Genomic DNA, 24,030 nt, shown 5'->3' on the forward strand with positions numbered 1-24,030 from the left:
CGTGAGGTCAGGAGGTCTGGGCCTTGTCGTAGGCGGCCTTCGCCTCGTTGCCGAGGTACGGGCCGTACATCCGGTTCGGCAGGAAGGTGTAACCGAAGCTGTTCACCGAGACCTGGGTGCCCAGGCCCGTGGCCTCGTTGAAGTCCTGGAACCAGGGGCCGCCGCTGGAGCCGCCGGTCATGTTGCAGCCCAGGCTGTGGTCCTTGGTGAGAAGGAAGTCCTTGCCGCTGTTGCCGCTGCAGTAGACCAGCTTCGTTCCGTCGTACGGGGCAGCCGCGGGGAAGCCGAAGGAGTACATCTTCTTGTTGTAGCCGCCGTTGAAGAGGACCCCCTGGGCGCCGACGGCCTGGCTGAGGGTCTGGCCGTTCAGCGGGGCGACGACGGCGAGGCCGACGTCCATGTTCATGTCCTCGCTCGCCGCCCACTGGTCGGTGGCGAAGGTCTTGGTGGCCGACCACTGGCCGTAGGGCGCCGACCCGTTGTCGTAGGCGGGCACGAAGACCCAGTTCGTGTGCCAGGCGCCCTGGTACTTCACGCAGTGGCCGGCGGTCATCACCGTGCTGCCGTTGGCGCTGGTGATCGAGTTGCCGGAACAGGAGGCGGTGCGGCTGCCCATCGTGAAGAAGACGCGGCCCGAGGTCTTCACTACCGCGCCGCCGCCCGTCCAGGCCCCGCCCGCCTGCGGGAACGCCGTAGGTGATGCGGCTGGCGCGGCAGCGGTCGGGGCGATGGCGGTGGGGGTCGCGGAGGTGGCCACCGGGGTGCGGGCAGCGCCGGGGACCGCCGTCACGTCGAGCGGAGTGGCACCCCGCATCCGCTCGGGGGTCCAGAAGCCCTGGGTGTGCTGCTGGCGGAAGGACGCCGGGGCGTCCGCCGCGATCGAGGGGGTAGCCGCCGTCAGGACGCCCGCGACCAGGGCGCCCGCCGAGAGCAGGACGGACAAGGCCGTGCGATGACGATTCACGCATGACTCCTTCTGCCGTGCCCGGACCGGTCGGAGCCGGGCAGGGTGGGGGTGAAGAGCGGTCGGTGCGGATCGGCTGTGCGTGGTGCGCCGTACGTGTGCGGCTTGCCGGGGCAGAGTGGCACGGCCCCGCGTCAAAGTCAGCGGCCAGTCAGAACGCTCGGTCGGTTCCGGCCAGGAAATGGCCAACTCCCGGCCGTTGCAGCCTCATACGGTGAGCATCACGCCCACGTACGAGACGCCGGCGACGACCACCCACGCGCCGAGCCCCAACGACGCCGCTCGCCCTCCGGTGCGCGCCAGCGTCGGCAGGTGGACCGCGCTCCCCAGCCCGAACAGGGCCGCCGCCAGCAGTGCCTCCTGAGCGGTGTGCGCCCATTCCAGCGCCACGTCAGGCAGCACGCCGGTGGCGCGCAGCGCGGCCGCGGCCAGGAACCCGGCCACGAACAGCGGCACCGGAGCCGGCCGACGCCCCGAGGAGGTACGCACCCCGCACCGTCGGGCCCGTACCGAGAAGGCGACCGCCGCCACCAGCGGAGCGAGCAGGGCCACCCGCATCAGCTTGACCAGCACCGCCTCACCGAGGGCGTCAGGGCCCGCGGTCTGCGCCGTCGCCACCACCTGTCCGACGTCGTGGACACCGGCACCGACCCACCGCCCGAAGGCCGGGTCGGAGAGTGTCAACGGGGCCTGGAGGAGGGGGAGTACGGCGATGGCGAGGGTCCCGCAGAGGGTGACCAGTGCCACCGAGGCCGCGACGTCCTCCTCGTCGCTGCCCGAGACCTCGCTCACCGCGCCGATGGCCGAGGCTCCGCAGATCGAGTATCCGGTGGCGATCAGCAGTGGCTGATCGCCCGGAAGCCCGAGCCGACGGCCCAGCCAGAGGGTCCCGAAGAAGGTGGCCGCGACCACCCCGACGACCATGGCCACCGTGGTCCAGCCCAGCCGCAGCACCTGGTCCAGCCCAAGGCCGAGGCCCAGCAGGACGATGCCGATCCGCATCAGCCGCCGGCCGGCCAGGGAGAGACCGGCGCGCGCGGCTCCGCGTACGAAGGTCCGCGGCCCGGGAACGTGCGCCACCGCGATGCCCAGCACCACCGACGCGGTCAGCATCGGTACGGCCGGTATGAGGCGGTGGATGCACCAGGCCACCAGGGCTCCGCCCGCGGCCAGCGCCAAACCGGGCCAGGGAGTCGATGTTTCACGTGAAACATGCCGAACTGCCGTGCCCTGTGGGCGATGGAGGAGGGCCATCAGTCGACGGGGAGCTTGTAGACGCGACGGATGCTGGTGCCCAGTCGGGAGACGTCGGCGCCGTACACATGCACCGATATCGCCTTCGCGGAACAGGAGTTGCGGACCTTGTGGATGTCTCCGGGCGGCGCGAAACCGCAGACGTCACCCTGGGCGTTGACCACGTCCTCCGTCGCCACCAGGCGGGCGGGGCCGGCGCCGGGTGCGAGCCGGAAGCGGCGTTCACTCTCCTCGCCCTGGTGCACCCCGGCCACGCACCACGACACGTGGTCGTGGATGCAGGTCTCCTGTCCGGGGAGCCACACCAGTGCCACCACGGAGAAACTGCCGTCGGACTCCGCGTGCAGGATGTGCTGCCGGTAGCGCTCCGGGTCGCCCTCCTGCTGCGTCGGCGTCAGCAGGTCGGGCGCCCCCAGATGCGGGGCGAGTCGTTCGCCCACCAGGTAGGCGGTGAGGTCGGGAGCCAGTCCCCGCTCCACGACCGTGCGGATCTCACTGACGAGGGCGGCCATCCTCGTGGTGGTACGGGCCGGTGTGGTGGTGGTCATACGGGCAGCGTGCGGGCGTCGTTCCATCGCGTCCAACGACAGTTGTGACGGGAAATCCCAAGCAGCGCTTATGAATTGGTCAGCAGCCGACCCGGTTCGCCGCCACCTGTTTCAGCGCGTTCAGCACCACGGCCGTCGCCGGGATCCGCAGATGGTCCCGGTAGACGTATGCGGCGATATGCCGGCGCGCGGCGGGCTGGAGGGCTCTTCCACAGACCCGGTTCAGCGAGAGCGAGGGCAGGACCAGCGCGGGCATCATCGCCACGCCCAGGCCTTGGGCCACCAGGCTCTGCACCACCAGGTTGTCGTCGGTGGCGAAACGGATGTCGGGCACGAAGCCCAGCTCGGCGCACTCGTGCAGCAGGTTCGCCCGGCAGCGCGGGCAGCCCGCGATCCACCGTTCCTCGGCGAGGTCGGCCAAATGGACGGCGCGGCGCCGGGCCAGCGGGTGCCCGGTCGGCAGCAGCACCGTCAGCTGGTCCTCCAGCAGCCTGACCTCGGCGACCTCCTCCGGTATCTCCTCGTGCAGGCCGGGATAGGTGAAGGCCAGGGTGATGTCGCACTCGCCGCGCTCCAGCCGGCGCAGCGACTCCGGGGGCTCTCCCTCCAGCAGTTCCACCTGTACGCCGGGATGGTCCTTGGCCAGCCCGCTGAGGGCTTCCGGGACGAGGGTGACATTGGCGCTGGGGAAGCCGCACAGCCTGACGCGGCCGGTGCGCAGGCGCGTGTACGCCCTCAGCTGGGCCTCGGCTGCGGAGAGGTTGCCGAGGATGGTCTCGGCGTGCCGGGAGAGCGACTCCCCGGCCTCGGTGAGCTGCATCCTGCGGCCCACGCGGGTGAACAGCGGGGTGCCGACGGCGCGTTCGAGCGCCTTCATCTGCTGGGTGATGGCGGGCTGGGTGTACCCCAGCACGCGAGCCGCCGCCGAGTACGAACCGGAGGCGACCACCGTGTGGAACGTCCGTATGTGCCGAGAATCGAACACCAGCGAAGCATAAGCGGACATTGGAGGGGTCGTAGGCGGAATCCCGCCCACGACCCCTCGTCACCAGGCCACTGCCGTGGCCGGTGGTGCTACTTGTCGCCGACCCGCGAGCCGAGTGTGATGTCGACGGTGGTCGGCTTGCCGTCGCGCAGGTAGGTCAGCTTCACCGTGTCGCCGGGCTTGTACGTCCAGATCATGCTGATCAGGGTCGGACCGCTGTCCACCGGCTTGCCGCCGAAGTCCGTGATGATGTCGCCCGGCTTGAGGCCCGCCTTGCCGGCCGGACCGTTGGGGTCGACGAGCTCGTTGGCGGCGGCGCCCTGCTCGGAGATCTTCGCGCCCTCGGCCTTGGCCTGGAGGTCCACGGAGACCGAGATCACCGGGTAGACCGGCTTGCCCGTCTTGATCAGCGATTCGGCCACGTTCTTGGCCTGATTGATCGGGATAGCGAAGCCGAGGCCGATGGAGCCGGCCTGCCCGCCGCCGAAGCCGCCGTTCCCGGCCGACTGGATCGCGGAGTTGATGCCGATGACCGCGCCGCGGCCGTCGAGCAGCGGACCGCCGGAGTTGCCCGGGTTGATCGAGGCGTCCGTCTGGAGGGCGCTCATGTACGAGTTCTTGCTACCGGTGCCGTCACCGGAGGCGACCGGGCGGTTCTTCGCGCTGACGATGCCGGTGGTGACCGTGTTGGACAGGCCGAACGGTGCGCCGATCGCGATCGTGGCGTCGCCGACAGCGACCTTGTCGGAGTCGCCGAGCGCCAGCGGCTTGAGGCCGGCCGGCGGGTTCTTCAGCTTGAGCACGGCGACGTCGTAGCCCTGGGCGCGGCCGACCACCTCGGCGTCGTACCGCTTGCCGTCGGAGAAGGTCGCGAAGAGCTTGCCGCCGTTCGCGGCGGAGGCCACCACGTGGTTGTTGGTGAGGATGTGGCCCTGCTGGTCGTAGACGAACCCGGTGCCGGTGCCCCCCTCGCCGTCGCCGGCCGAGGCCTCGATGGTGACCACGCTGGGCAGCGCGCCCGCGGCGAGTCCGGCGATGGAGCCGGCCTCGCGCTTGAGGTCCTTCGGGGTGTTGGTGGCGCTGATGGTGGTCGAGCCACTGCCGTTGTTGCTGCGCTCGGCGGCCCAGTAGCCGACGCTGCCGCCGATGCCACCCGCGATCAGAGCCGCCACGAGCACGGCCGCGATCATGCCGCCCTTGCCCTTGCCCTTGGACGCCGGCCCGGGGGCGCCGCCTGCGGTCGGGTGAGCGCCCCAGACGGGTCCGCCTCCCACACCGCCGGCGCCGTAGGCCGGCACGGTGGGCGGCGGGGGCGGCCAGCCCTCGGCTCCGTGCGTGGCTGGGGCGGGAGGCCGGCCGTAGGCGGGGTCCTGACCGTAGGCGGGGTCCTGACCGTAGGCGGGCGCCTGCGCCGCGGGCGGGATCTGCTGGGTCGGCTCGGTGCCCGGTGCGGGCGTCGGCGGAAGCTGCTGGGTCACCTGCTCCCCGGCGGCGGGCGCCGGAGCTGCGGCGGGTGCGGCAGGCGGGGCGGCCGGGGCGGTCGGGGCGGCGTCCTGCGGGGCGTGGTCCGGCCGCGGGGCGGGCGCGGGTGCCGCCGTCTCGGAGCCCTGAGCAGGGGTTACAGACGGGGCCGCGGGGGGTGTGGGGGCCGCGGTGCCCTCGTTCTCGGTGCTCACAGCTCTCTCTCCTCGTCACACACAGCTGCAGAATCTGGCGATATCGATCCGGCTGAACGTTCGACGTGCCGTACAAGTTCCAGGGCAAAGCCTTTCCCATGCCCCGTCAGAGCACTGTAAGCCGGACCTGTGCATGTCCCCCCATTCTTTATGTCCGGCATTTCGGATGCACTCGCAGGGCGGGACCTGGACCGCCGAGGGGCTGATGGTGGCACCATGACCCGGTGACCCACGCAATGCCGCGCACCATCCAGGTCGTCGCCCACCGCGGCGCTTCGGAGGACGCCCCCGAGCACACCCTGGCCGCCTACCGCAAGGCCATCGAGGACGGCGCCGACGCCCTCGAATGCGATGTCCGGCTCACCGCCGACGGCCATCTGGTCCTGGTCCACGACCGCCGGGTGAACCGCACCTCGAACGGCCGTGGCGCCGTCTCCGCCCTGGAGCTGGCCGATCTCGCCGCCCTCGACTTCGGCTCCTGGAAGGACCGTGAGGAGTCCCCGGACTGGGACGCCGACCCCGAGCGCACCTCCGTCCTCACCCTGGAGCGCCTGCTGGAGCTGGTCTCGGACACCGGACGGCCGGTACAGCTCGCGATCGAGACGAAGCACCCGACCCGCTGGGCCGGACAGGTGGAGGAGCGCCTCCTGTTTCTCCTCAAGCGCTTCGGCCTGGACACCCCGCCGCCGGGCGGCCCCCACCCGGTCCGGGTCATGAGCTTCTCCGCACGCTCCCTGCACCGGGTGCGGGCCGCCGCGCCCACCATCCCGACCGTGTACCTGATGCAGTTCATCTCGCCGCGGATGCGCGACGGGCGGCTGCCGGCCGGGGTGACGATCGCAGGCCCCGGCATGCGGATCGTCCGCAATCATCCCGGCTTCATCCGCAAGCTCCAGGGCACCGGCCATTCCGTGCACGTATGGACAGTGAACGAGCCAGAAGATGTTCAGCTCTGCGCTGACATGGGCGTGGAAGCGATCATCACGAACAGACCTCGACAGGTTCTGTCCCAACTGGGCCGCTGACGTACCCATTTGCGCACGCGCCACCCACACTCCACCCGTCACATGGCGTGCTCCGGCGCATCCGCTCCGTATTCAGTGGGCGCGAATGCGCCAGAGCGGCCCGCTTCGGCGGTTTCCGGTCCAGGCCAAAGGGGCATCCAGACCATGCGTGGGGCTAAGGAGGTTCCGGGGGTGGCGTTGGTGGTGGCACAAGAAGTGCCCACGTCGTCGTGCATGGACGTACGCCATGGTCCTGCGGGCGTGGGTGAGGCCAGACACCGGATGCGCGAACAATTGCGCATCAGCGGCGTGGCGGAATCGGTCGTGGACGATGCCGTACTGATCCTTTCCGAACTGCTCAGCAACGCCTGCCGACACGGCAGGCCCCTGGGCGCGCGGGAAGTCGGGGACGGGGAGATACGCGCCGCGTGGCGCGTCGACAGGGCAGGGCGGCTGACGGTCGAGGTCACGGACGGGGGTGGGCCGACCCGGCCTGTTCCTTCCACGCCCTCGGTCACCGCACGCGGCGGCCGGGGGCTGAACATCATCAGCGCCCTTGCCCAGGACTGGGGTGTCCGGGACGGAGCGGCGGGTGAGGTCACCGTCTGGGTGGTCGTCGCCTGTGGGACCCGGCACGAGGATTTCGCTACGCGCGTTGCGCCCCCGGCGATCGACTTCAGCACGGCGTTCGACGACCTCGATGTCTGAACCCGCGAAACCGGTACCCAGGACACCCTGGCACCGGGACCCCTGACCGCACAACAGCTCAACATCAGCACAGCAGTACCGGTCATCCGTACAGGCGGCCGCCCGGGAGCGCACGCCGACCGTGCTCCCGGCCGCACCCCACCGGTTCCGGCGGTACGAACGGCTAGGCTCGCGCCCAGACACGACGCCGTACCGCCGCAACCGGGAGACACGCACGATGGCTAAGAAGCGCCCCGCAGCCAAGTCTGCAAAGCCGCAGCTCAACAACGGCGAGATCCCCGTTGTCGGCGCACGCGAGCCCTGCCCCTGCGGATCCGGGCGCCGCTACAAGGCCTGCCACGGCGCAGCCGCCGCGCACGCCGTCACCGAGCACGTCCAGCGCCCCTTCGAGGGCCTGCCGGGCGAGTGCGACTGGGTCGCGCTGCGCGAGCTGGTGCCCGCGGCCACCATCCCGCTGTCGCTGAAGGGCGGCCTGCCCGAGGGCGTCCCCTCCGTCACGCTGGTGACCGTACTGCCCATGGCCTGGCCGGCGCTGCGCCGCGACGACGGGTCCGTCCTGCTCGGCCTCCAGAACGAGACGTCCACCGGGGACCTGAGTCGCGACATGGCCGACACCTTGGAGCGGGCTCTCGTGGCGGAGCCGGGAACTCCGGTCGCGGCTCGCCGGGTCCCCGCCGAAGGTCACCGACTTCAGGATCTCCTGGACGCCGACGGCGGTTTCGAGCCGGTTGTGCACACCGGCTTCGAATTCTGGATTCCGGAATCGGAGGGCGGCCAGAACGCGTCCCCGGAGATCGCCGCCTCGCTGGAGCGCGCCAACGCGGCCGCCATCCCCACCGTCAAGCTGACCGGCGTAGACGCCGCCTACTGGTGCGAGACCCCGGAGAAGAACCACCTGCGCTGGGTCATGCCGCACCCCGAGGAGAAGCTGCTCGACGCCCTCGCGCGACTGCACGCGGCCGGCATGTCCTCCCTGGGCGAGGGCACGAAGCTCGTCGGCTCCTTCCGCGCCCACGGGCTGATGGTCCCGGTCTGGGACCTGCCGACCGGCGTGACGGCCGACGACGTCGAGAAGCCGGCGGCGGAGTTCGCCGAGCGGCTGGCCAAGGCGCTGGCCACGGACGCTCCGCTGACCACGGAGGAGCGCCGGGCGCGCGGCGGCCTCACCAACCGCCAGGTGACCCTCAGCTGACGCCGCGCGCACGCACGGAGCCGGTGACCGGAGTCACAACTCCCGCTAATCGTCTGCAAATCGGTGTCTGAATATCAGAGATCGAATTTGCGAACAGGCGATCTCTTGTTACCGTTCTTGTAGCCCGGTCGCTGGTGCATCCCCCGTCGCCAGCGACCGGGCCCTTCCATTTACGGCGGTACTCAACCGTCGCCCGGTGCCGGTGAGTTGCTCCCGGACCGCAAGAGCAGCTGCCCTTCATCATCCGGAACTGCAAACTCCGCAACTGCGGAGTAACTCTCCGGCTCGCCGGCCGAGGCCTCCTTGGGCGTCTCGCACAGACCGGGTTCGTCACCGGCACCGACCTCGCATGCGATCTGCACCGTGCGCCCGGCCGGCCCCATCACCGCCAGCACGGCCTCCAGTGCGCGACCACTCGTGTTCCGGTAGTAACTCCTGCCCCATGTCCGGCCTTCGGCCACCAGCACGCACGTCTGCGCCTCCACTCCGTGAGGCGAGGACACCTCGGGGCCGCAACGGGAATCCGTACGGGGCTGCTCCGCCCGGCCGGACGGCTCGGTCTCGGCGGGCCCCGCCGGGCGGGCAGCCCGGGCGGGGGCGGTGCGAGCAGGCTCCGAAAGGCCGAGGGCCTTGAACAGGCCCCCGCCTTTCCCGTCATCCTGACCGGCAAAACCCGGCCCGGCGATCGCGCCGGCGAGCGGGAGCGACAAGATGATCAGCACACCGGCGCCGATACCGATCAGGCGGAGATTCATTCGCCGAAGATAGCGATGCGGGAAAGGGGCGCGGAGATCCCCGCGCCCAATTCCCTTGGAAACTCGCCCCGCTGGCACCCGTACGAGTGATCCTGCGGGACCTCGCAGGTCAGTACGCGAGTCGGCTGCCGCCGCCGGACGCTCCGCTGCTCGCCTCGACCAACGCGTCCACGACCGCCTCGACGTCGGGCAGCCAGAGTTCAGTCCCCGCGGCCTGCGACGCCCGCGCGCCAAGGGACTTCGGACCCGCCGGACGCCGGGGCAGCGGACGCGGCCCGCGCTCCCAGCGCACCTGGCCGCCACTGGACGCCGCGGACGGCGGCAGCAGCAGGTAGCCGCCCTCGCCGTGGAACCGCAGCGAGGAGGGCACGTGGTCCTTGGCGTACAGCAGTTCCCCGAGCCGCTCCAGCGAGTACGGCGCCACGAGCAGCGCCCACCGGGTGGGTGTGGCGACGACCGGCCCGAGGCGCATGCCCTGCGCGTCGAGTCGTACGAGGGCCCGCGCGGCCGCGCCGGCCGGGAGGCTCACCGCACACGGGGCGGATCCGCCGGTCGCCATCAGGACGGGCGCGGCGGGCCGGTTGGTCCACCACCAGGCCACCATCCGGGGGTCGGTGGAGGCGGCGAGCAGACCCGGGTCGAAGGGATGGGCGCCGGGGACAGCGCAGTCGGGGTCGGGACAGGCACAGCGCCCGCCGTCCGTACCGGACCGGCCGACGCCGGGAAGGACGGGCCACTGGAATGTGGTGGCGCAGGTGAGCGCCGCTTCGAGGAGGGAGGGAGTGCCGCCGCTCTGTACCCGGTCGGGGCGTAGGGATTGAAAGCGGTCGCGGAGCCGCTGGAGACGCCTTCCGAGGATCTCGCGCATGTGCGCTCGTTCCTTTCCGTTGAACGCCGAGGGCCATCACACCATGTAACCGCAGACTCACCACACGTACAGGTTTCGCGTCACTGTCCGCCAGAGGCAGGTTCACACGGTTCGTACAGTCTTCTTACGGGGTCCATCAAACGCCCGGCGGGTAGGAAGCGCGACCCGCGCCGACTGCCGAGACCGGCCGCCGCCGCTAAGGACGACCGCCCGCGGCCGAGTGGTTCCCGGTACGCCAACTGGCCTCGCCCACCATCGAGTACGTACCCGACCCCCCTGCGGGGCTCGTCCAGTCGACCTCAAAAACCGACTGCTTCCAGTTTTTTCCGGCCAAGTTCTAGCCTTGGCCGGACGGTGAGTTGCCGCCTCACGGACACCAGGATTCCCAGCTGGGCAATGCTGGACATGCATCCATGTGTGCGTGTAGATGTGGATTCCTTGATGGCGGTGCAGCACGATCTGGGGGTTTGCGATGCTATTCGGCGAATCGCACCAGGTGGAAAGGCGGACGCCATGAGCGCCCCGCATCTGCCGAAAGTGGCTGGAATCGATCCAGCAGTCACCGCGTCACCGGACACTGCGGCGCCCGCGCCCGCCCGGACCACCCCCGCACCGGCCCCTCCGCCGGCCGCGGGCAGCCTCATCCAGGACCGTCTGGCAGGCATGGTCTCGGACCTCACCACGCTGCACGAGCTCACCGAACGCCTCTCCCGCACAGGCGACCTCGACACCTCCCTCCGCGAGTTCCTGCGCGCCGGAGCCTCACTCGTCGGCGCCCGCCGCGGCCTGATCGTCATGGAACCCTCCGACGGGCTCGGCCCCACCACCACGATCGGCCTCGGCCTCGGCCACGCCGAACTGGGCCACATCGAGACCGTGCCGCGCAGCGCGACCTCCTACGGGCGGATCCTCGACGGACTGCCCGACGCGCAGGGCGGCTCCGAGTTCCTCCCCGAACCGGACGCGCCCCCCGGCACCAGCGGATTCGCCGCCCCCGTGGACCCGCGACACCGCGAGGTCGCCGCCCGCCTCGGGTACGCCGCCAGCTACGCGCTCCCGCTGACCGCCGAGGCCACCGGCCGGCTCGGTGCGGCCGTATGGCTCTACGACGAGCAGGCCGAGCCGAACGACCGCCAGCGCGACCTGGCCGGCCTGTACGTGCGGCACGCCGCCGAGCACCTGGCCCGGATGCTGGAGGTGGAACGATCCCGCACCCGCCTGGCCACCGTCGCGGAGGAACTCCTGCCCAGCCGGCTCCCCCGCATTCCCGGGGTGCAGCTCGCGGCCCGCCACCACGCGGGACCGCGCGGCGGGGGCGACTGGTACGACGCGCTGCCGCTGCCCGAGGGCGCCCTGGGACTGGCCGTCGGATCCGTCACCGGGTCCGGCCCGAGCGCCGTCGCAGCCATGGGACGGCTGCGCGCGTCACTGCGCGCCTACGCCGTCATGGAAGGCGAGGATCCCGTGGCCGTCCTGTCCGACCTGGAACTGCTGTTGCGGCTGACCGAGCCCGCCCGCTCGGCCACCGCACTCTTCGCCTACTGCGAGCCCGCCGGAGGGCCTCAGTCCGGCGGCCTTGGCAGCAAGATCATTCTGGCGGGGGCCGGACACACCCCGCCGCTCCTCATCGGCGAGCACCGCACCGAGTACGTGGAGACCTCGCTCTCCGCTCCCCTGGGCATGCTGTCCTGCTGGGAGGCACCGAGCATGGAGATCGAACCCGCGCCTGGAGAAACGGTGCTGCTGTACACCGACGGGCTGCTGCGCCACACCGGCGACCCGATGGACAGGGCGTACGCGCGGTTGCACGCGGCGGCCGCAGGGGTGCCACGCGCCGCCCGGGAGGACCCGGCGGCTCTGTGCGACCACATCCTGCGGATCGTGCTGCCCGACGGGGAGCCGGGCGACGCCCCTGAGGACATCGTGCTGCTGGCAGCCCGGTTCGAGTGATCCACCGCGGGTCCCGGACCGTGACAACCCGCACGATCCGGACCACGCCTTCCCCGTACACGCATACGATGGATGAGGTCCACACCCAGGTCCGTACCGTCGTAGCTGAGGAGAAGACGTGGCTGACGAGCTCACCCCGGAGACCCCGGAAGAAGAGCAGCCCAAGAAGACGCACAAGCAGCGCAAGAACGGTCTGTACCCGGGCGTCAGCGACGAACTCGCCGAGAACATGCGCACCGGCTGGGCCGACACCGAGCTGCACGGCCTGGAGCCGATCGCGCAGGCCGCGCACACCGCCGCCCGGCGCGCCGCGCTGTCCGAGCGCTTCCCCGGTGAGCGCCTGGTCGTCCCCGCGGGCCGGCTGAAGACCCGCTCGAACGACACCGAGTACCCCTTCCGAGCCTCGACCGAGTACGCGTACCTCACCGGCGACCAGACCGAGAACGGCGTGCTGGTCCTGGAGCCGGCCGGCCCGACCGGGCACACCGCGACCATCTACCTGCTGCCGCGCTCCGACCGGGAGAACGGCGAGTTCTGGCTGTCCGGCCAGGGCGAGCTGTGGGTCGGCCGCCGCCACTCCCTCACCGAGGCCGAGCAGCTCCTGGGCATCCCCGCCAAGGACGTCCGCGAACTCGCCGAGGCCCTCACCGAGGCCGAGGGCCCGGTGCGCAACGTGCGCGGCCACGACCCTGTCATCGAGTCGGCCCTCAGCGACAAGGTGACCAAGGAGCGCGACGAGGAGCTGCGCGTCTACCTCTCCGAGGCCCGCGCCGTGAAGGACGAGTTCGAGATCGGCGAGCTGCAGAAGGCCGTCGACTCCACCGTCCGCGGTTTCGAGGACGTGGTGAAGGTCCTCGACAAGGCCGAGGCCACGTCCGAGCGCTACATCGAGGGCACCTTCTTCCTGCGCGCCCGCGTCGAGGGCAACGACGTCGGCTACGGCTCGATCTGCGCCGCCGGCTCCCACGCCTGCACCCTGCACTGGGTCCGCAACGACGGTGACGTCCGCTCCGGTGACCTGCTGCTGCTCGACGCCGGTGTGGAGACCCACTCCCTCTACACGGCCGACGTCACGCGCACGCTGCCGATCAGCGGCACGTACACCGACATCCAGCGCAAGATCTACGACGCGGTCTACGAGTCCCAGGAAGCCGGCATCGCCGCGGTGAAGCCGGGTGCGAAGTTCCGCGACTTCCACGACGCCTCCCAGCACGTGCTGGCCGAGAAGCTCGTCGAATGGGGTCTGCTGGAGGGCCCGGTCGAGCGGGTCCTGGAGCTCGGCTTGCAGCGCCGCTGGACCCTGCACGGCACCGGCCACATGCTCGGCATGGACGTCCACGACTGCGCCGCCGCGCGCACCGAGGCGTATGTGGAGGGGACGCTGGAGCCGGGCATGTGCCTCACCGTCGAGCCGGGTCTCTACTTCCAGGCCGACGACCTGACCGTGCCCGAGGAGTACCGGGGCATCGGCGTCCGGATCGAGGACGACATCCTCGTCACCGAGGACGGCAACCGGAACCTGTCGGCCGGGCTGCCCCGCACCTCGACCGACGTCGAGGCCTGGATGGCGCGCCTGAAGGGCTGACGTCCGCGGGACCGACGGCCCGAGGACCGATGTCGGCGCCGGAGCGTGTCGGTGGGCGGGATCCCGAACGGGGTCCCGCCCACCGGCGTATCACGACACCTTCAGCACCGCGTCGTCGCGCCACTTCAGCATCTTGTCGAAGCTCACCACGGCGCCCCGGCCCGGCCGGTTGCGGAAACGGACGTGGTCGGAGAGCTCGGCGATCAGGTGCAGGCCCCGGCCGTGCTCGGCCAGGGCCGGTCTGTGGCGGGCCACCGTGGCGGGCGGGAACCCCGGACCGGAGTCCGTCACCTCGATACGGCAGCAATCCCCCTCCAGATAGGCCGTGACGTGGTACCCCTCGGTCTCGTCCGGGACGTCGCCGCGCCCGCCGTGCTCCACCGCGTTCGCACAGGCCTCGCTCAGCGCCACCGAGAGATCGAAGGAGATGTCCGGGTCCACCCCCGCGGTCTCCATCGTCCCCAGCAGCAGTCGCCTGGCGAGCGAGACGCTCGCGGCTTCGCGCCTCAAGTGGAGAGACCACCAGATGCTCATACGGGTACCTATTGCCGCCCGCGAGGGCCCGTAAGCGCCCCGGGGCCCGTCCGGGACCTCATTGCGCCCGTCCGGCGGATGCGGCTCGCCCGGAGGGCGGTGTACGCGGTGGCGTGCGGCCCGGACCACGCCGCCGGGGAGGCCGGCCACGTCCGCGGCGGGCCCGGACCTGTCGGGACCGCCTTCGCAGAGCGGGCTCATGCGGACCTTCCGGACCTGCCGTATGGAGGACATCAGCGCAGTGCGATGATGACCCGGCCATGTCTGACCCCCACGCGACGCACGCCGGAGCCGGCCTCCGGCTGATCCGGGCCGCGGTGTTCACCGCGGTCTGTGTCGTGCTGTCCGCGGCCGGGCACGCCCTGGCGTCCTGCGCCACCGTGCCGTGGTGGTCCCTGTGCGTCGGCTTCCTCGCCGTCTTCGCGGTCGCGGCCCCGCTCGCGGGACGGCGCCGGACGCTGCCCGGCCTCGCCGCGGGGCTCACCGCCGGCCAGCTCTCCCTGCACGCGCTGTTCGGCCTCGGCCAGCACAGCACCGCGGCCGCTCAGGCACCCGGCGGCGCATCCGACGCCTCGCTCGCGGAACTCGCCGCCCGGCTGGTGTGCGGGGGCAACTCCGTCCCGCTGAGCCCGGCCGACGCCCGCCGGATCCTTGAGGCCGCGGGCCTGGACCCGGCCGCTCTGGCAGCACAAGCCGGGCAGGCCGCGGAGCAGGGCCACGGGGCGCACGCGCACGTGGCCGGGGCCGTCACCACCGCACCGGAGACCGGCCTGTTCAGCCCGGCCATGCTGCTCGGGCACCTGCTGGCCGCGCTCGTCGCCGGCTGGCTGCTCAGCCGCGGCGACGCCGCGCTCTTCCGGCTCGTCGAACTGTCCCGGCTCACCGCCGAGGCCGCCCCGATACGCCCGCTGCGCGCCGCACTGGCCTTCGTACGCGCCCTCGGCGCCGGACTCGGCGAGCCCGCCCGCACCCCGCGGACCGGTCGGACCGAAGCCGACCCCGCGGCCTCCACGGGCCGGGAAGCACTGCAGCACACGGTGATCCGCCGTGGGCCGCCCGCGGCGCTCGCCCTCGCAGCCTGACGCGGCATCCGCCTCCCCGGACCACACATCGGGAGCACCGGTGCCGCCTGCTCCGCGCGCCCGTGCGCGGACCAACCGCCACCACAACTTCCGTGGAGTGTTTCCGCCATGAAGACCTCTCGCGTCTCCTTCGCCGCCGCCCTCGCCGCCGGCTCCGTCCTCCTCTTCTCCGGCACCGCCGTCGCGCACGTGGGCGTGCAGCCGGTCGGCGAAGCCGCCAAGGGCGGGTACGCGACGCTCAACTTCAAGGTCCCCAACGAGCGCGACAACGCCTCGACCACACAGCTCGAGGTCAACTTCCCGGTCGACCAGCCCCTCACGTCCGTCATGCCGCAGGACGTGCCCGGCTGGACCGTGAACGTCGAGAAGACGAAGCTCGACAAGCCGCTGACCGTGCACGGCAAGCAGGTGGCCGAGGTCGTCACCAAGGTGACCTGGTCCGGCGGAAAGATCGGGCCGGGCATGTTCCAGCAGTTCCCGGTCTCCGTCGGCAAGCTCCCCGAGAACGCCGACCAGATGGTCTTCAAGGCGATCCAGACCTACGACAACAACGAGGTCGTGCGCTGGATCGAGGAGGCCAAGGAAGGCGCCGCGGAGCCGCAGACCCCCGCACCGGTACTGAAGCTGACCGCCGCGAAGGGCGACGACCACCATGCCGGCGCCAAGACCGACGAGGCGAAGAACGCGGAGAAGGACGCCGGGCAGGGCCACGACGAGGCCGCCGCCGACCACGGCTCCGACACCACCGCGCGCGCCCTCGGCATCGCCGGCATCGTCATCGGACTCGGCGGTGTCGCCTTCGGCTTCGCCTCGCGCCGCCGCTCCGCCTGACGTAACCGCGCCCCGGGCGCTGTCGCTCCGTACATCTCCAGCAGCCCTGCACCCCTACATCCCCGAACCCAGGGACATCTCTCCATGCGCACCACACGTGTGACGGCCGCCGCGCTCCTCGCCGCGGCCGTACTCACCCTCACCGCCTGCGGCGGCGGCGAGCCCGCCAAGAGCAGCGGGGTAACCCAGATCGCCGGCGGCCAGAGCGGCGACAAGGCCGCCACCGTTCTGGACCGCCCCTTCAACAAGCCGGAAATCGTCCTGACGGACACCACCGGCAAGCCGTGGAACCTCCGCGAGCAGACCAAGGGCAAGCCGACACTCATCTACTTCGGCTACACCAGCTGCCCCGACGTGTGCCCGCTGACGATGAGCAACATCGCCGTCGCCAAGAAGAACCTCCCCAAGGAGGACCAGGACAACCTCCGGGTCGTCTTCGTCACCACCGACCCCGAACGGGACACTCCGGAGTCCCTCGGCGCGTGGCTCAAGGCGCAGGACCCGTCTTTCATCGGGCTCACCGGGGACTTCGCGACCATCCAGGCAGCCGCCCGGACCCTCGGCATCGGCATCGATCCCGCCACGAAGGACGCCGACGGCAAGGTCGTCTCCATGCACGGCGCGCAAGTCATCGCCTTCTCGCCCAAGACCGACGAGGGCTACGTCCTCTACGGCGAGGGCACGACCGTCGACGACTACGCCAAGGACCTGCCGAAGCTCATCAAGGGGGAGAACCCGTGAACGCCCGCACCACCCGCATCCTCGCCGCCGCCCTCTCCCTGACCGCGGTGCTCGCCATATCCGGCTGCTCCGGCGACAGCGAGCCGAAGATGACCGTCAGCGGCGCCTTCATGCCGCAGCCGGTCAACGACAAGATGGCCGGTGGCTTCATGGTCATCGAGAACGTTTCCGGAACCGCCGACAAGCTCACCGGTGCCGCCTCCCCGCTCTCCGACGATCTCCAGATCCACGAGACCAAGGACCAGAAGATGCAGCAGGTCCAGTCGATGGACGTGCCGGCGAACGGCGAGCTCCGGCTGGAGCGCGGCGGCAACCACATCATGTTCATGGGGCTGAAGAACACCCCCAAGGTCGGCGACAAGGTCACCGTCGAGCTCCGCTTCGAGAAGGCCGGTGCCGTCAAGGTCGAGCTGGACGTGAAGGAACGCACGTACAACGCGCAGGCTCCGACATCCACGGCCCACAGCGGCCACTGACGGACGAGGACTGACACGCCATGACGGCCACCGCCCCCTCCACGGCCCGCGCCCGTGCCACGGCATTGCTGCCACGGCTCGCGCTGGTCCTCGCAGCGCTGCTGGCGACCCTGTTCACCGCGGCCTCACCGGCCACGGCACACGCCGCACTCACCGCGAGCGACCCTGCGGACGGGGCGGTGGTCGCCACGGCACCCGCCCAGGTCACCCTCTCCTTCTCGGAGCAGGTCGCCATGGGCGACGACTCGATCCGTGTCCTCGACCCCCAGGGCAGGCGGGCGGACACCGGTGAGATGCGCGACATGTGCAGCGGGAACACCGTCCGCTACGGGACCGCCCTGCACTCCGGCCTGCCCAACGGCACCTACACCGTCGCCTGGCAGGCCGTCTCGGCCGACAGCCACCCGATCTCCGGCGCGTTCACCTTCTCCATCGGTGCGCCCTCGGCCACCGAGGTCTCCCTCCCCAGCACGACGGCGGGTGGCGGACCGGTCGGGATCGCCTACGGCATCGCCCGCTACGCCGCCTACGCCGGCTTCACCGTCCTGGTGGGCGGCGCGGCCTTCATCCTGCTGTGCTGGCGCCGGGGCGCCGCGGAGCGGCCGCTCCAGAAGCTCGTCGTGCGGGCCTGGGTCACCCTGACCGCCGCCACCCTCGCGATGCTGGTGCTCCGGACTCCGTACACGGGGTCCGGCCGGTTCGCCGACGCCTTCGACCTGGACGGGCTCAGGGCGGTCCTGGAGACCAAGACGGGCGCGTCGCTGGTCTCCCGGCTGCTTCTGCTGGGCGCGGCAGCCCTCTTCGTAGCGGTCCTCTTCGGCGTGTACGCGCGCCGTGTTCAGGACGCCGGGAGCAAGGAGGAGGACAGGGACACAAGCGACCTCACCTTCGGCCTGGCCATCGGCGGCGCCGTGGTCGCCGGCGGCATCGCGGCCACCTGGGCCCTCTCCGAGCACGCGTCCACCGGTCTCCAGCCCGGGCTCGCCATGCCCGCCGACATCCTGCACTTGCTGGCCGTCGCCACCTGGCTCGGCGGGCTCTCCGCGCTGCTCGTCGCCCTGCACAAGGTCCCCGGGATCGAGCGCTCGGCGGTGCAGCGGTTCGCCGGGGTCGCATTCGTCAGCGTGGTGGGCCTGGCCGGCACCGGCGTCTACCAGGCCTGGCGGCAGACCGGCAGCTGGTCCGCCCTCACCGGCACCGATTACGGGCGGCTGCTGCTCCTCAAGGTCGCCCTGGTCGCCGTACTCATCGGCGTCGCCTCCATGTCCCGGAAGTGGACCGCCCGGCTCGCGGAGGTTCCCGCTGCCCGCGACGGGGCGGCCGCGGAGGCGGCCGGAGCCGCAGCCGGAGCCGGAGCCGACGATGTTTCACGTGAAACATCGCCCGCCGCCGCGACCGTCACCGTCCCGGCGGACCCGGAGCGTGCCGCCCAGCTCGCCAGGCAGCGTGCCGCCCTGGAGAGCGCACGCGAGAAGCGGGTGCGGGACGCGGACCCGGACCGCGCCGGTCTGCGGCGCTCGGTCCTCGTAGAGGCGGCGATCGCCGTGATCCTGCTCGTCGTGACCACGGTCCTCACGAGCACCGAGCCCGGACGCACCGTCGAGCAGGAGGCGGCCCGTGGCTCCAGTGCCACCGCGGTCCCCGACCGCGCGGTGAAGATCACCCTGCCGTTCGACACCGGCGGCCACAACGGCAAGGGGTCGGTCCGGCTGGAGCTCGATCCCGGCCGGGTCGGCGCCAACACCCTGCACCTCTGGGCGGACACCGGCGACGGACAGCCTTTCGGCCTCCCCGAGGTCAAGATCGCCTTCACCCTGCCGGCCAAGGACATCGGCCCCCTGCCGGTCGTGCCCGACCAGGCCGCCCCCGGGCACTGGACCGCATCCGGCGTCCAACTGCCGCTCGCCGGCGAATGGCGCATCGACGTGACCGTCCGAACCTCAGACATCGACCAGACCACCGTCCAGAAGACCGTGAAGATCGGCTGACCAGCGTGACCGAGAGCAACCCCGACATCGAAATCTCCCGGCGACGGCTGCTGGGCACCGTCGGCGCCGCAGGCGCCGCAGGCTTGGCCCTCGGCGGCGCCGGCGGTGCCCTCGCGCACTCCGCGCTCGCCGGCTCCGGGAGCGGCTCCACCGCCGGAGCGGCAGGGAGCCTCTCCTCCCTCGGAGCCACCCAGGTGGCGTTCCACGGGGACCACCAGGCCGGCATCACCACACCCCTGCAGGCCAGGGGACACCTCGCCGCCTTCGATCTGGCCGCGGGAGCGGGCCGCACCGAGGCCGTCGCGCTGCTGCGGCGCTGGTCCGACACCGCGCGGCGGCTCATGGCGGGCGAGACCGCCCCGACCGCCGACAGCGGTATCGCCCTCGACGCCGGGCCGTCCTCCCTCACCGTCACCTTCGGCTTCGGACACTCCTTCTTCGAGCGCACGGGTTTGAGCGCCCGCCGGCCCACCGCCCTCGACCCGCTGCCCGACTTCTCCTCCGACCGGCTCGACGCCCAGCGCAGCAACGGCGACCTGTGGGTACAGATCGGCGCGAACGACGGACTCGTCGCCTTCCACGCCCTGCGCGCACTCCAGAAGGACGCCGGGGACGCCGCGCGCGTCCGCTGGCAGATGAACGGCTTCAACCGGTCCCCCGGTGCCACCGACACCCCGATGACCGCCCGCAACCTCATGGGGCAGGTCGACGGCACCGGCAACCCCAAGCCCTCCGACCCCGACTTCGACCAGCGGATCTTCGTACCCGCGACGGGACCGGGACCCGCGGAGCACGCCTGGATGGGCGGGGGCTCGTACGCCGTCGTGCGTCGCATCCGAATGCTCCTCGACGACTGGGACAAGCAGTCCCTCGCACAGCAGGAGCAGGTCATCGGCCGCACCAAGGCCACCGGCGCCCCGCTGACCGGTGGCGGGGAGACCACCGAGATGGCACTCGACAAGATCGGCGCCGACGGCAGGCCCGTCATCCCGTCCAACGCCCACGCCCGGATCTCGGCACCCGAGCAGAACGGCGGCGCCGCCATGCTGCGGCGCCCCTTCTCCTTCCACGACGGGATCGGCCCCGACGGCGCTCCCGACGCCGGGCTGCTGTTCATCTGCTGGCAGGCCGACCCGCTGCGCGGGTTCGTACCCGTACAGCGCAAGCTCGACCGCGGCGACGCGCTGTCGGCGTTCATCAGGCACGAGTCCAGCGGCCTGTACGCGGTTCCGCCCGGCCCGCGCAGCGGCGAGTACGTGGGCCAGCGGCTGCTCGAAGGGTGAACAGCACCGCGGTGGCCGGCACCCCGGCATTAGGCTGATCGCATGTCAGCCACCCGCTTCACGTATCTCGGTCCCGAGGGCACCTTCACGGAGGCCGCTCTGCGCACCCTGCCGGAAGCCGCGACCCGGGAGCTCGTCCCGATGGTGTCGGTCCCGGCTGCCCTGGACGCCGTACGGGGCGGCGAGGCAGCGGCCGCCCTCGTCCCGATCGAGAACTCGGTGGAGGGCGGGGTCACGGCCACCCTCGACGAGCTGGCCTCGGGCGAACCGCTGATGATCTACCGCGAGGTGCTGCTGCCCATCGCGTTCGCCCTGCTCGTACGGCCGGGGACCGCTCTGTCGGACGTGAAGACCGTCACCGGGCACCCGGTCGCCCAGCCCCAGGTACGCAACTGGCTGCGGGCGAACCTGCCCGACGCGGTGTGGGAGTCGGCGGCGTCGAACGCCGACGGCGCCCGGCTGGTCCAGGAGGGACGCTTCGACGCCGCCTTCGCGGGCGAGTTCGCCGCCGCCACCTACGGCCTCGTCCCGCTGGTCACCGAGATCCACGACGCGGAGAACGCCGAGACCCGGTTCGTGCTGGTGGGACGCCCCGCGCGGCCCGCCGCACCGACAGGCGCGGACAAGACGTCCGTGGTGCTGTGGCTCGGCGACGACCACCCCGGCGCGCTGCTGGAACTCCTCCAGGAGTTCGCGGTCCGCGGGGTGAACCTGATGCTGATCCAGTCCCGTCCGACCGGCCAGGGCATCGGCAACTACTGCTTCGCCGTCGACGCGGAGGGCCACATCTCGGACCGGCGGGTCAGCGAGGCGCTCATGGGCCTCAAGCGGACCTGTCCGCAGGTCCGCTTCCTCGGCTCCTACCCGCGTGCCGGTGTCGCTCAGAGTGACGTCCGCTCCCCGCGGGCCGGAACCTCCGATGGCGACTTCACTGCTGCCTCCGACTGGCTGGCGCGCTGCCTCGACGGCCGGGCGTAGCGTCGTTCCACCGTCCACAGGGTTATCCACAGGCAGGGGTGGAGGCCTGGGGACAAGTCGACAGAAGGGTCCGGCGGAGTCGACAAATCGGTCGGGCGGCCCAGGTTTCACGCAGGGAAGCGCGAGGTGAACGTCGTCACCCCTGTATCGCCGTTCAACTCTTTGGGGCGAGCCATTCCCACCCGAATGAGTGTGTGAGGGCGGTTTGAACCCTGATTCGCCTTGGCCATCCGCCGATCAGGAATGATCTATTCCTGTGTCCACAGAGGCAGCACACAGCCTGTGGATAAGCTGGGGACGGTCGCAATTCCTGTGGACAAGAACCCTCTGCGGCCCTGCTCAGGGGGCCGCTCACGATCCGGCATCGTGCCCCTTTTCGGGGAAAGGGGCGCTTTAATCGACAGCACGACAAGGGTCACTTCCGGTCAGCGATCAAGACTTATCCATTCGTTGCAATTGGGACATAGCGACACGCAGCGTGATATCGGTGTGATCCCAGGAAGCCCAGCCCGGTAGCCTGGAGGGGTGATTGACCTCCGGCTGCTCCGTGAAGACCCTGACCGTGTCCGCGCCTCGCAGCGCGCTCGTGGAGAGGACGTCGAACTCGTCGACGCCCTGATCTCCGCAGACGAGCGCCGCAGGTCCTCCGGCATGCGCTTCGACGAACTGCGCAACGAGCAGAAGTCGCTCGGCAAGCTCATCCCGAAGGCCTCCCCGGAGGAGCGGGCGGAGCTGCTGAAGAAGGCCGAACAGCTCAAGCAGGACGTCAAGGCCGCCGAGGCCGAGCAGAACGAGGCCGACGAAGCCGCCAAGCGCCTTCTCCTCCAGCTCGGCAACATCGTCCACGAGGACGTGCCGGTCGGCGGGGAAGAGGACTTCACCGTCCTGGAGACGCACGGCACCATCCGTGATTTCGCCGCCGAGGGCTTCGAGCCCAAGGACCACCTGGAACTCGGCGAACTGCTGGGCGCCATCGACGTCGAACGCGGCGCCAAGGTATCGGGCTCGCGCTTCTACTACCTGACCGGTGTAGGCGCCCTGCTGGAGCTGGCGCTGGTCAACGCCGCCATCGCCCAGGCCACCGAGGCCGGCTTCATCCCGATGCTGACCCCGGCGCTGGTCCGCCCGCGTGCCATGGAGGGCACCGGCTTCCTCGGCCAGGCCGCGGAGAACGTGTACCACCTGGAGAAGGACGACTACTACCTGGTCGGCACCTCCGAGGTCCCGCTCGCCGCCTACCACATGGACGAGATCATCGAGGGCGACCAGCTGCCGCTGCGGTACGCCGGCTTCTCCCCGTGCTTCCGCCGTGAGGCCGGTACGTACGGCAAGGACACCCGCGGCATCTTCCGCGTCCACCAGTTCGACAAGGTCGAGATGTTCTCGTACGTCGCGCCCGAGGACGCCGAGGCCGAGCACCAGCGGCTCCTGGAATGGGAGAAGCAGTGGCTGACGAGCCTGGAGCTGCCGTTCCAGGTGATCGACGTCGCCACCGGTGACCTGGGCGCCTCCGCCTCGCGCAAGTTCGACTGCGAGGCGTGGATCCCGACGCAGGGCAAGTACCGCGAGCTGACCTCCGCGTCGAACTGCGACAGCTTCCAGGCCCGTCGCCTGTCGATCCGATACCGCGACGGCAAGAAGACCCAGCCGCTGTCCACGCTGAACGGCACCCTGTGCGCGGTCCCGCGCACGATCGTCGCAATCCTCGAGAACCACCAGCTGGCCGACGGTTCCGTACGGGTGCCCCCGGCGCTCCGTCCGTACCTCGGCGGCCGCGAGGTCCTGGAGCCGATCACCAAGTGAGCCCGGCCCCGTTCCCGTACAAGCTCGTCGCGACCGACCTCGACGGCACGCTGCTGCGTGGCGACGACACCGTCTCGGAACGCACCCGTGAAGCGCTCACCGCGGCCACCGCGGCGGGCGCGGCCCACATCATCGTCACCGGCCGAGCCGTGCCCTGGACGCGGCACGTACTGGACGATCTCGGCTACAAGGGGATCGCCGTCTGCGGGCAGGGCGCCCAGGTCTACGACGCGGGTGCGCACCGGCTGCTGACCTCCGTGACGCTGGACCGGCAGCTGGCCGGGCTGGCGCTCTCCAAGCTGGAGGCCGAGGTCGGTCCACTGGCTCTCGCCGCCAGCCGGGACGGGGTCGACGGGGAAGTCCTGTTCGGACCGGGCTACCAGGTGCAGGAGGGCCTTCCGGCCCTCTACCTGGAGGACACCGCCGCGGTGTGGACGGCCCCGCTCAACAAGCTCTACATCCAGCACCCCGAGCTGGACGACGACCAGCTCGTCAAGGCGGCACGCGTGACCGTGGGCAGCCTGGTCGACGTGGTCATGGCGGGTCCCGGCATCGTCGAGATACTGCCGCTGGGCCTGACGAAGGCCACCGGCCTGTCCCTGGCCGCGCGCCGGCTCGGGGTGAAGGCCGCGGAGACGATCGCCTTCGGCGACATGCCGAATGACATCCCGATGTTCGGCTGGGCCGCTCGCGGGGTGGCCATGGCCAACGCCCATCCGGAGCTCAAGGCGGTGGCCGACGAGGTGACGACCTCCAACGAGGAGGACGGCATCGCGGTCGTGCTGGAGCGCCTGATGGGCGCCGCGTAGCACGCAGTACGTACGA

General features: G+C 71.1%; 21 protein-coding genes and 1 pseudogene. 14 read left to right on the plus strand and 8 right to left on the minus strand.

The window, feature by feature from the left end; all coding sequences use genetic code 11:
- Positions 1-7: 7 nt before the first annotated feature.
- The 5 genes from ACFWFZ_RS19190 to ACFWFZ_RS19210 form a co-directional block, all read right to left on the minus strand.
- Positions 8-964: a trypsin-like serine peptidase gene (locus ACFWFZ_RS19190; RefSeq protein ID WP_387123776.1), complete on the minus strand. Its 957-nt coding sequence runs from the start codon at positions 962-964 to the stop codon at positions 8-10.
- Positions 965-1,171: 207 nt separating this feature from the next.
- Entirely contained in the window at positions 1,172-2,218 is a 1,047-nt protein-coding gene (locus tag ACFWFZ_RS19195; RefSeq protein ID WP_387123778.1) for a YeiH family protein, read from the minus strand.
- Positions 2,218-2,766, minus strand: coding sequence for a cysteine dioxygenase (locus ACFWFZ_RS19200; protein ID WP_387123780.1), 549 nt, complete (start codon positions 2,764-2,766; stop codon positions 2,218-2,220). The genes ACFWFZ_RS19195 and ACFWFZ_RS19200 overlap by 1 nt, the downstream gene beginning before the upstream one ends.
- Before the next feature lie 79 nt (positions 2,767-2,845).
- Entirely contained in the window at positions 2,846-3,751 is a 906-nt protein-coding gene (locus ACFWFZ_RS19205; RefSeq protein WP_387123782.1) for a LysR family transcriptional regulator, read from the minus strand.
- Between the two features lie 89 nt (positions 3,752-3,840).
- Positions 3,841-5,427: a S1C family serine protease gene (locus tag ACFWFZ_RS19210; RefSeq protein ID WP_387123785.1), complete on the minus strand. Its 1,587-nt coding sequence runs from the start codon at positions 5,425-5,427 to the stop codon at positions 3,841-3,843.
- Between the two features lie 236 nt (positions 5,428-5,663).
- On the opposite strand from ACFWFZ_RS19210, the gene ACFWFZ_RS19215 reads away from it, so the two are divergent.
- The 3 genes and pseudogenes from ACFWFZ_RS19215 (at position 5,664) to ACFWFZ_RS19225 (ending at position 8,331) form a co-directional block, all read left to right on the plus strand.
- Complete coding sequence (locus ACFWFZ_RS19215; RefSeq protein ID WP_387123962.1) at positions 5,664-6,452, plus strand: glycerophosphodiester phosphodiesterase; 789 nt, start codon at positions 5,664-5,666, stop codon at positions 6,450-6,452.
- 85 nt (positions 6,453-6,537) lie between these two features.
- A pseudogene (locus ACFWFZ_RS19220) lies at positions 6,538-7,139 on the plus strand (ATP-binding protein).
- 217 nt (positions 7,140-7,356) lie between these two features.
- On the plus strand, positions 7,357-8,331 hold the full coding sequence (locus ACFWFZ_RS19225) for a DUF5926 family protein (RefSeq protein ID WP_387123787.1): 975 nt from the start codon (positions 7,357-7,359) through the stop codon (positions 8,329-8,331).
- Positions 8,332-8,513: 182 nt separating this feature from the next.
- Here the strand turns inward: ACFWFZ_RS19225 and ACFWFZ_RS19230 are convergent, their stop codons facing one another.
- Both ACFWFZ_RS19230 and ACFWFZ_RS19235 read right to left on the minus strand, forming a co-directional pair.
- Positions 8,514-9,086 carry a hypothetical protein gene (locus ACFWFZ_RS19230; RefSeq protein WP_387123789.1) on the minus strand — a complete coding sequence of 191 codons (573 nt, stop codon included), beginning with the start codon at positions 9,084-9,086 and terminating at the stop codon, positions 8,514-8,516.
- A gap of 109 nt (positions 9,087-9,195) precedes the next feature.
- On the minus strand, positions 9,196-9,954 hold the full coding sequence (locus tag ACFWFZ_RS19235) for a bifunctional DNA primase/polymerase (RefSeq protein WP_387123791.1): 759 nt from the start codon (positions 9,952-9,954) through the stop codon (positions 9,196-9,198).
- 396 nt (positions 9,955-10,350) lie between these two features.
- Between ACFWFZ_RS19235 and ACFWFZ_RS19240 the strand changes: the two genes are divergently transcribed.
- Both ACFWFZ_RS19240 and ACFWFZ_RS19245 read left to right on the plus strand, forming a co-directional pair.
- Positions 10,351-11,904, plus strand: a complete 1,554-nt coding sequence (locus ACFWFZ_RS19240; protein WP_387123792.1) for a PP2C family protein-serine/threonine phosphatase — start codon at positions 10,351-10,353, stop codon at positions 11,902-11,904.
- A gap of 118 nt (positions 11,905-12,022) precedes the next feature.
- Positions 12,023-13,489 carry an aminopeptidase P family protein gene (locus tag ACFWFZ_RS19245; RefSeq protein ID WP_387123794.1) on the plus strand — a complete coding sequence of 489 codons (1,467 nt, stop codon included), beginning with the start codon at positions 12,023-12,025 and terminating at the stop codon, positions 13,487-13,489.
- 90 nt (positions 13,490-13,579) lie between these two features.
- Here the strand turns inward: ACFWFZ_RS19245 and ACFWFZ_RS19250 are convergent, their stop codons facing one another.
- Positions 13,580-14,023: an ATP-binding protein gene (locus ACFWFZ_RS19250; protein ID WP_387123796.1), complete on the minus strand. Its 444-nt coding sequence runs from the start codon at positions 14,021-14,023 to the stop codon at positions 13,580-13,582.
- Between the two features lie 260 nt (positions 14,024-14,283).
- Between ACFWFZ_RS19250 and ACFWFZ_RS19255 the strand changes: the two genes are divergently transcribed.
- The 9 genes from ACFWFZ_RS19255 to ACFWFZ_RS19295 all read left to right on the plus strand — a co-directional run bounded on the left by ACFWFZ_RS19255 (position 14,284) and on the right by ACFWFZ_RS19295 (position 24,014).
- Positions 14,284-15,105, plus strand: a complete 822-nt coding sequence (locus ACFWFZ_RS19255; protein WP_387123798.1) for a hypothetical protein — start codon at positions 14,284-14,286, stop codon at positions 15,103-15,105.
- A 108-nt stretch (positions 15,106-15,213) separates the two neighbouring features.
- Positions 15,214-15,936 carry a YcnI family protein gene (locus ACFWFZ_RS19260; protein WP_387123800.1) on the plus strand — a complete coding sequence of 241 codons (723 nt, stop codon included), beginning with the start codon at positions 15,214-15,216 and terminating at the stop codon, positions 15,934-15,936.
- 84 nt (positions 15,937-16,020) lie between these two features.
- Positions 16,021-16,677 (plus strand): SCO family protein, encoded by a 657-nt coding sequence (locus tag ACFWFZ_RS19265; protein ID WP_387123802.1) that lies wholly within the window; start codon positions 16,021-16,023, stop codon positions 16,675-16,677.
- Complete coding sequence (locus tag ACFWFZ_RS19270; RefSeq protein ID WP_387123804.1) at positions 16,674-17,153, plus strand: copper chaperone PCu(A)C; 480 nt, start codon at positions 16,674-16,676, stop codon at positions 17,151-17,153. The genes ACFWFZ_RS19265 and ACFWFZ_RS19270 overlap by 4 nt, the downstream gene beginning before the upstream one ends.
- Positions 17,154-17,173: 20 nt before the next feature.
- Complete coding sequence (locus ACFWFZ_RS19275; protein WP_387123806.1) at positions 17,174-19,141, plus strand: copper resistance protein CopC; 1,968 nt, start codon at positions 17,174-17,176, stop codon at positions 19,139-19,141.
- Positions 19,066-20,424 (plus strand): iron uptake transporter deferrochelatase/peroxidase subunit, encoded by a 1,359-nt coding sequence (gene efeB, locus ACFWFZ_RS19280; RefSeq protein ID WP_387123808.1) that lies wholly within the window; start codon positions 19,066-19,068, stop codon positions 20,422-20,424. The genes ACFWFZ_RS19275 and efeB overlap by 76 nt, the downstream gene beginning before the upstream one ends.
- Before the next feature lie 42 nt (positions 20,425-20,466).
- Entirely contained in the window at positions 20,467-21,402 is a 936-nt protein-coding gene (gene pheA, locus ACFWFZ_RS19285) for a prephenate dehydratase (protein WP_030026448.1), read from the plus strand.
- Between the two features lie 525 nt (positions 21,403-21,927).
- Positions 21,928-23,205, plus strand: coding sequence for a serine--tRNA ligase (serS, locus tag ACFWFZ_RS19290; protein WP_387123810.1), 1,278 nt, complete (start codon positions 21,928-21,930; stop codon positions 23,203-23,205).
- A complete protein-coding gene (locus ACFWFZ_RS19295) occupies positions 23,202-24,014 on the plus strand; it encodes an HAD family hydrolase (RefSeq protein ID WP_387123812.1) in 813 nt (270 codons plus the stop codon). The genes serS and ACFWFZ_RS19295 overlap by 4 nt, the downstream gene beginning before the upstream one ends.
- The last annotated feature ends 16 nt before the right edge of the window (positions 24,015-24,030 follow it).

It is taken from the genome of Streptomyces sp. NPDC060232 (assembly GCF_042726555.1).
GTDB lineage: Bacteria > Actinomycetota > Actinomycetes > Streptomycetales > Streptomycetaceae > Streptomyces.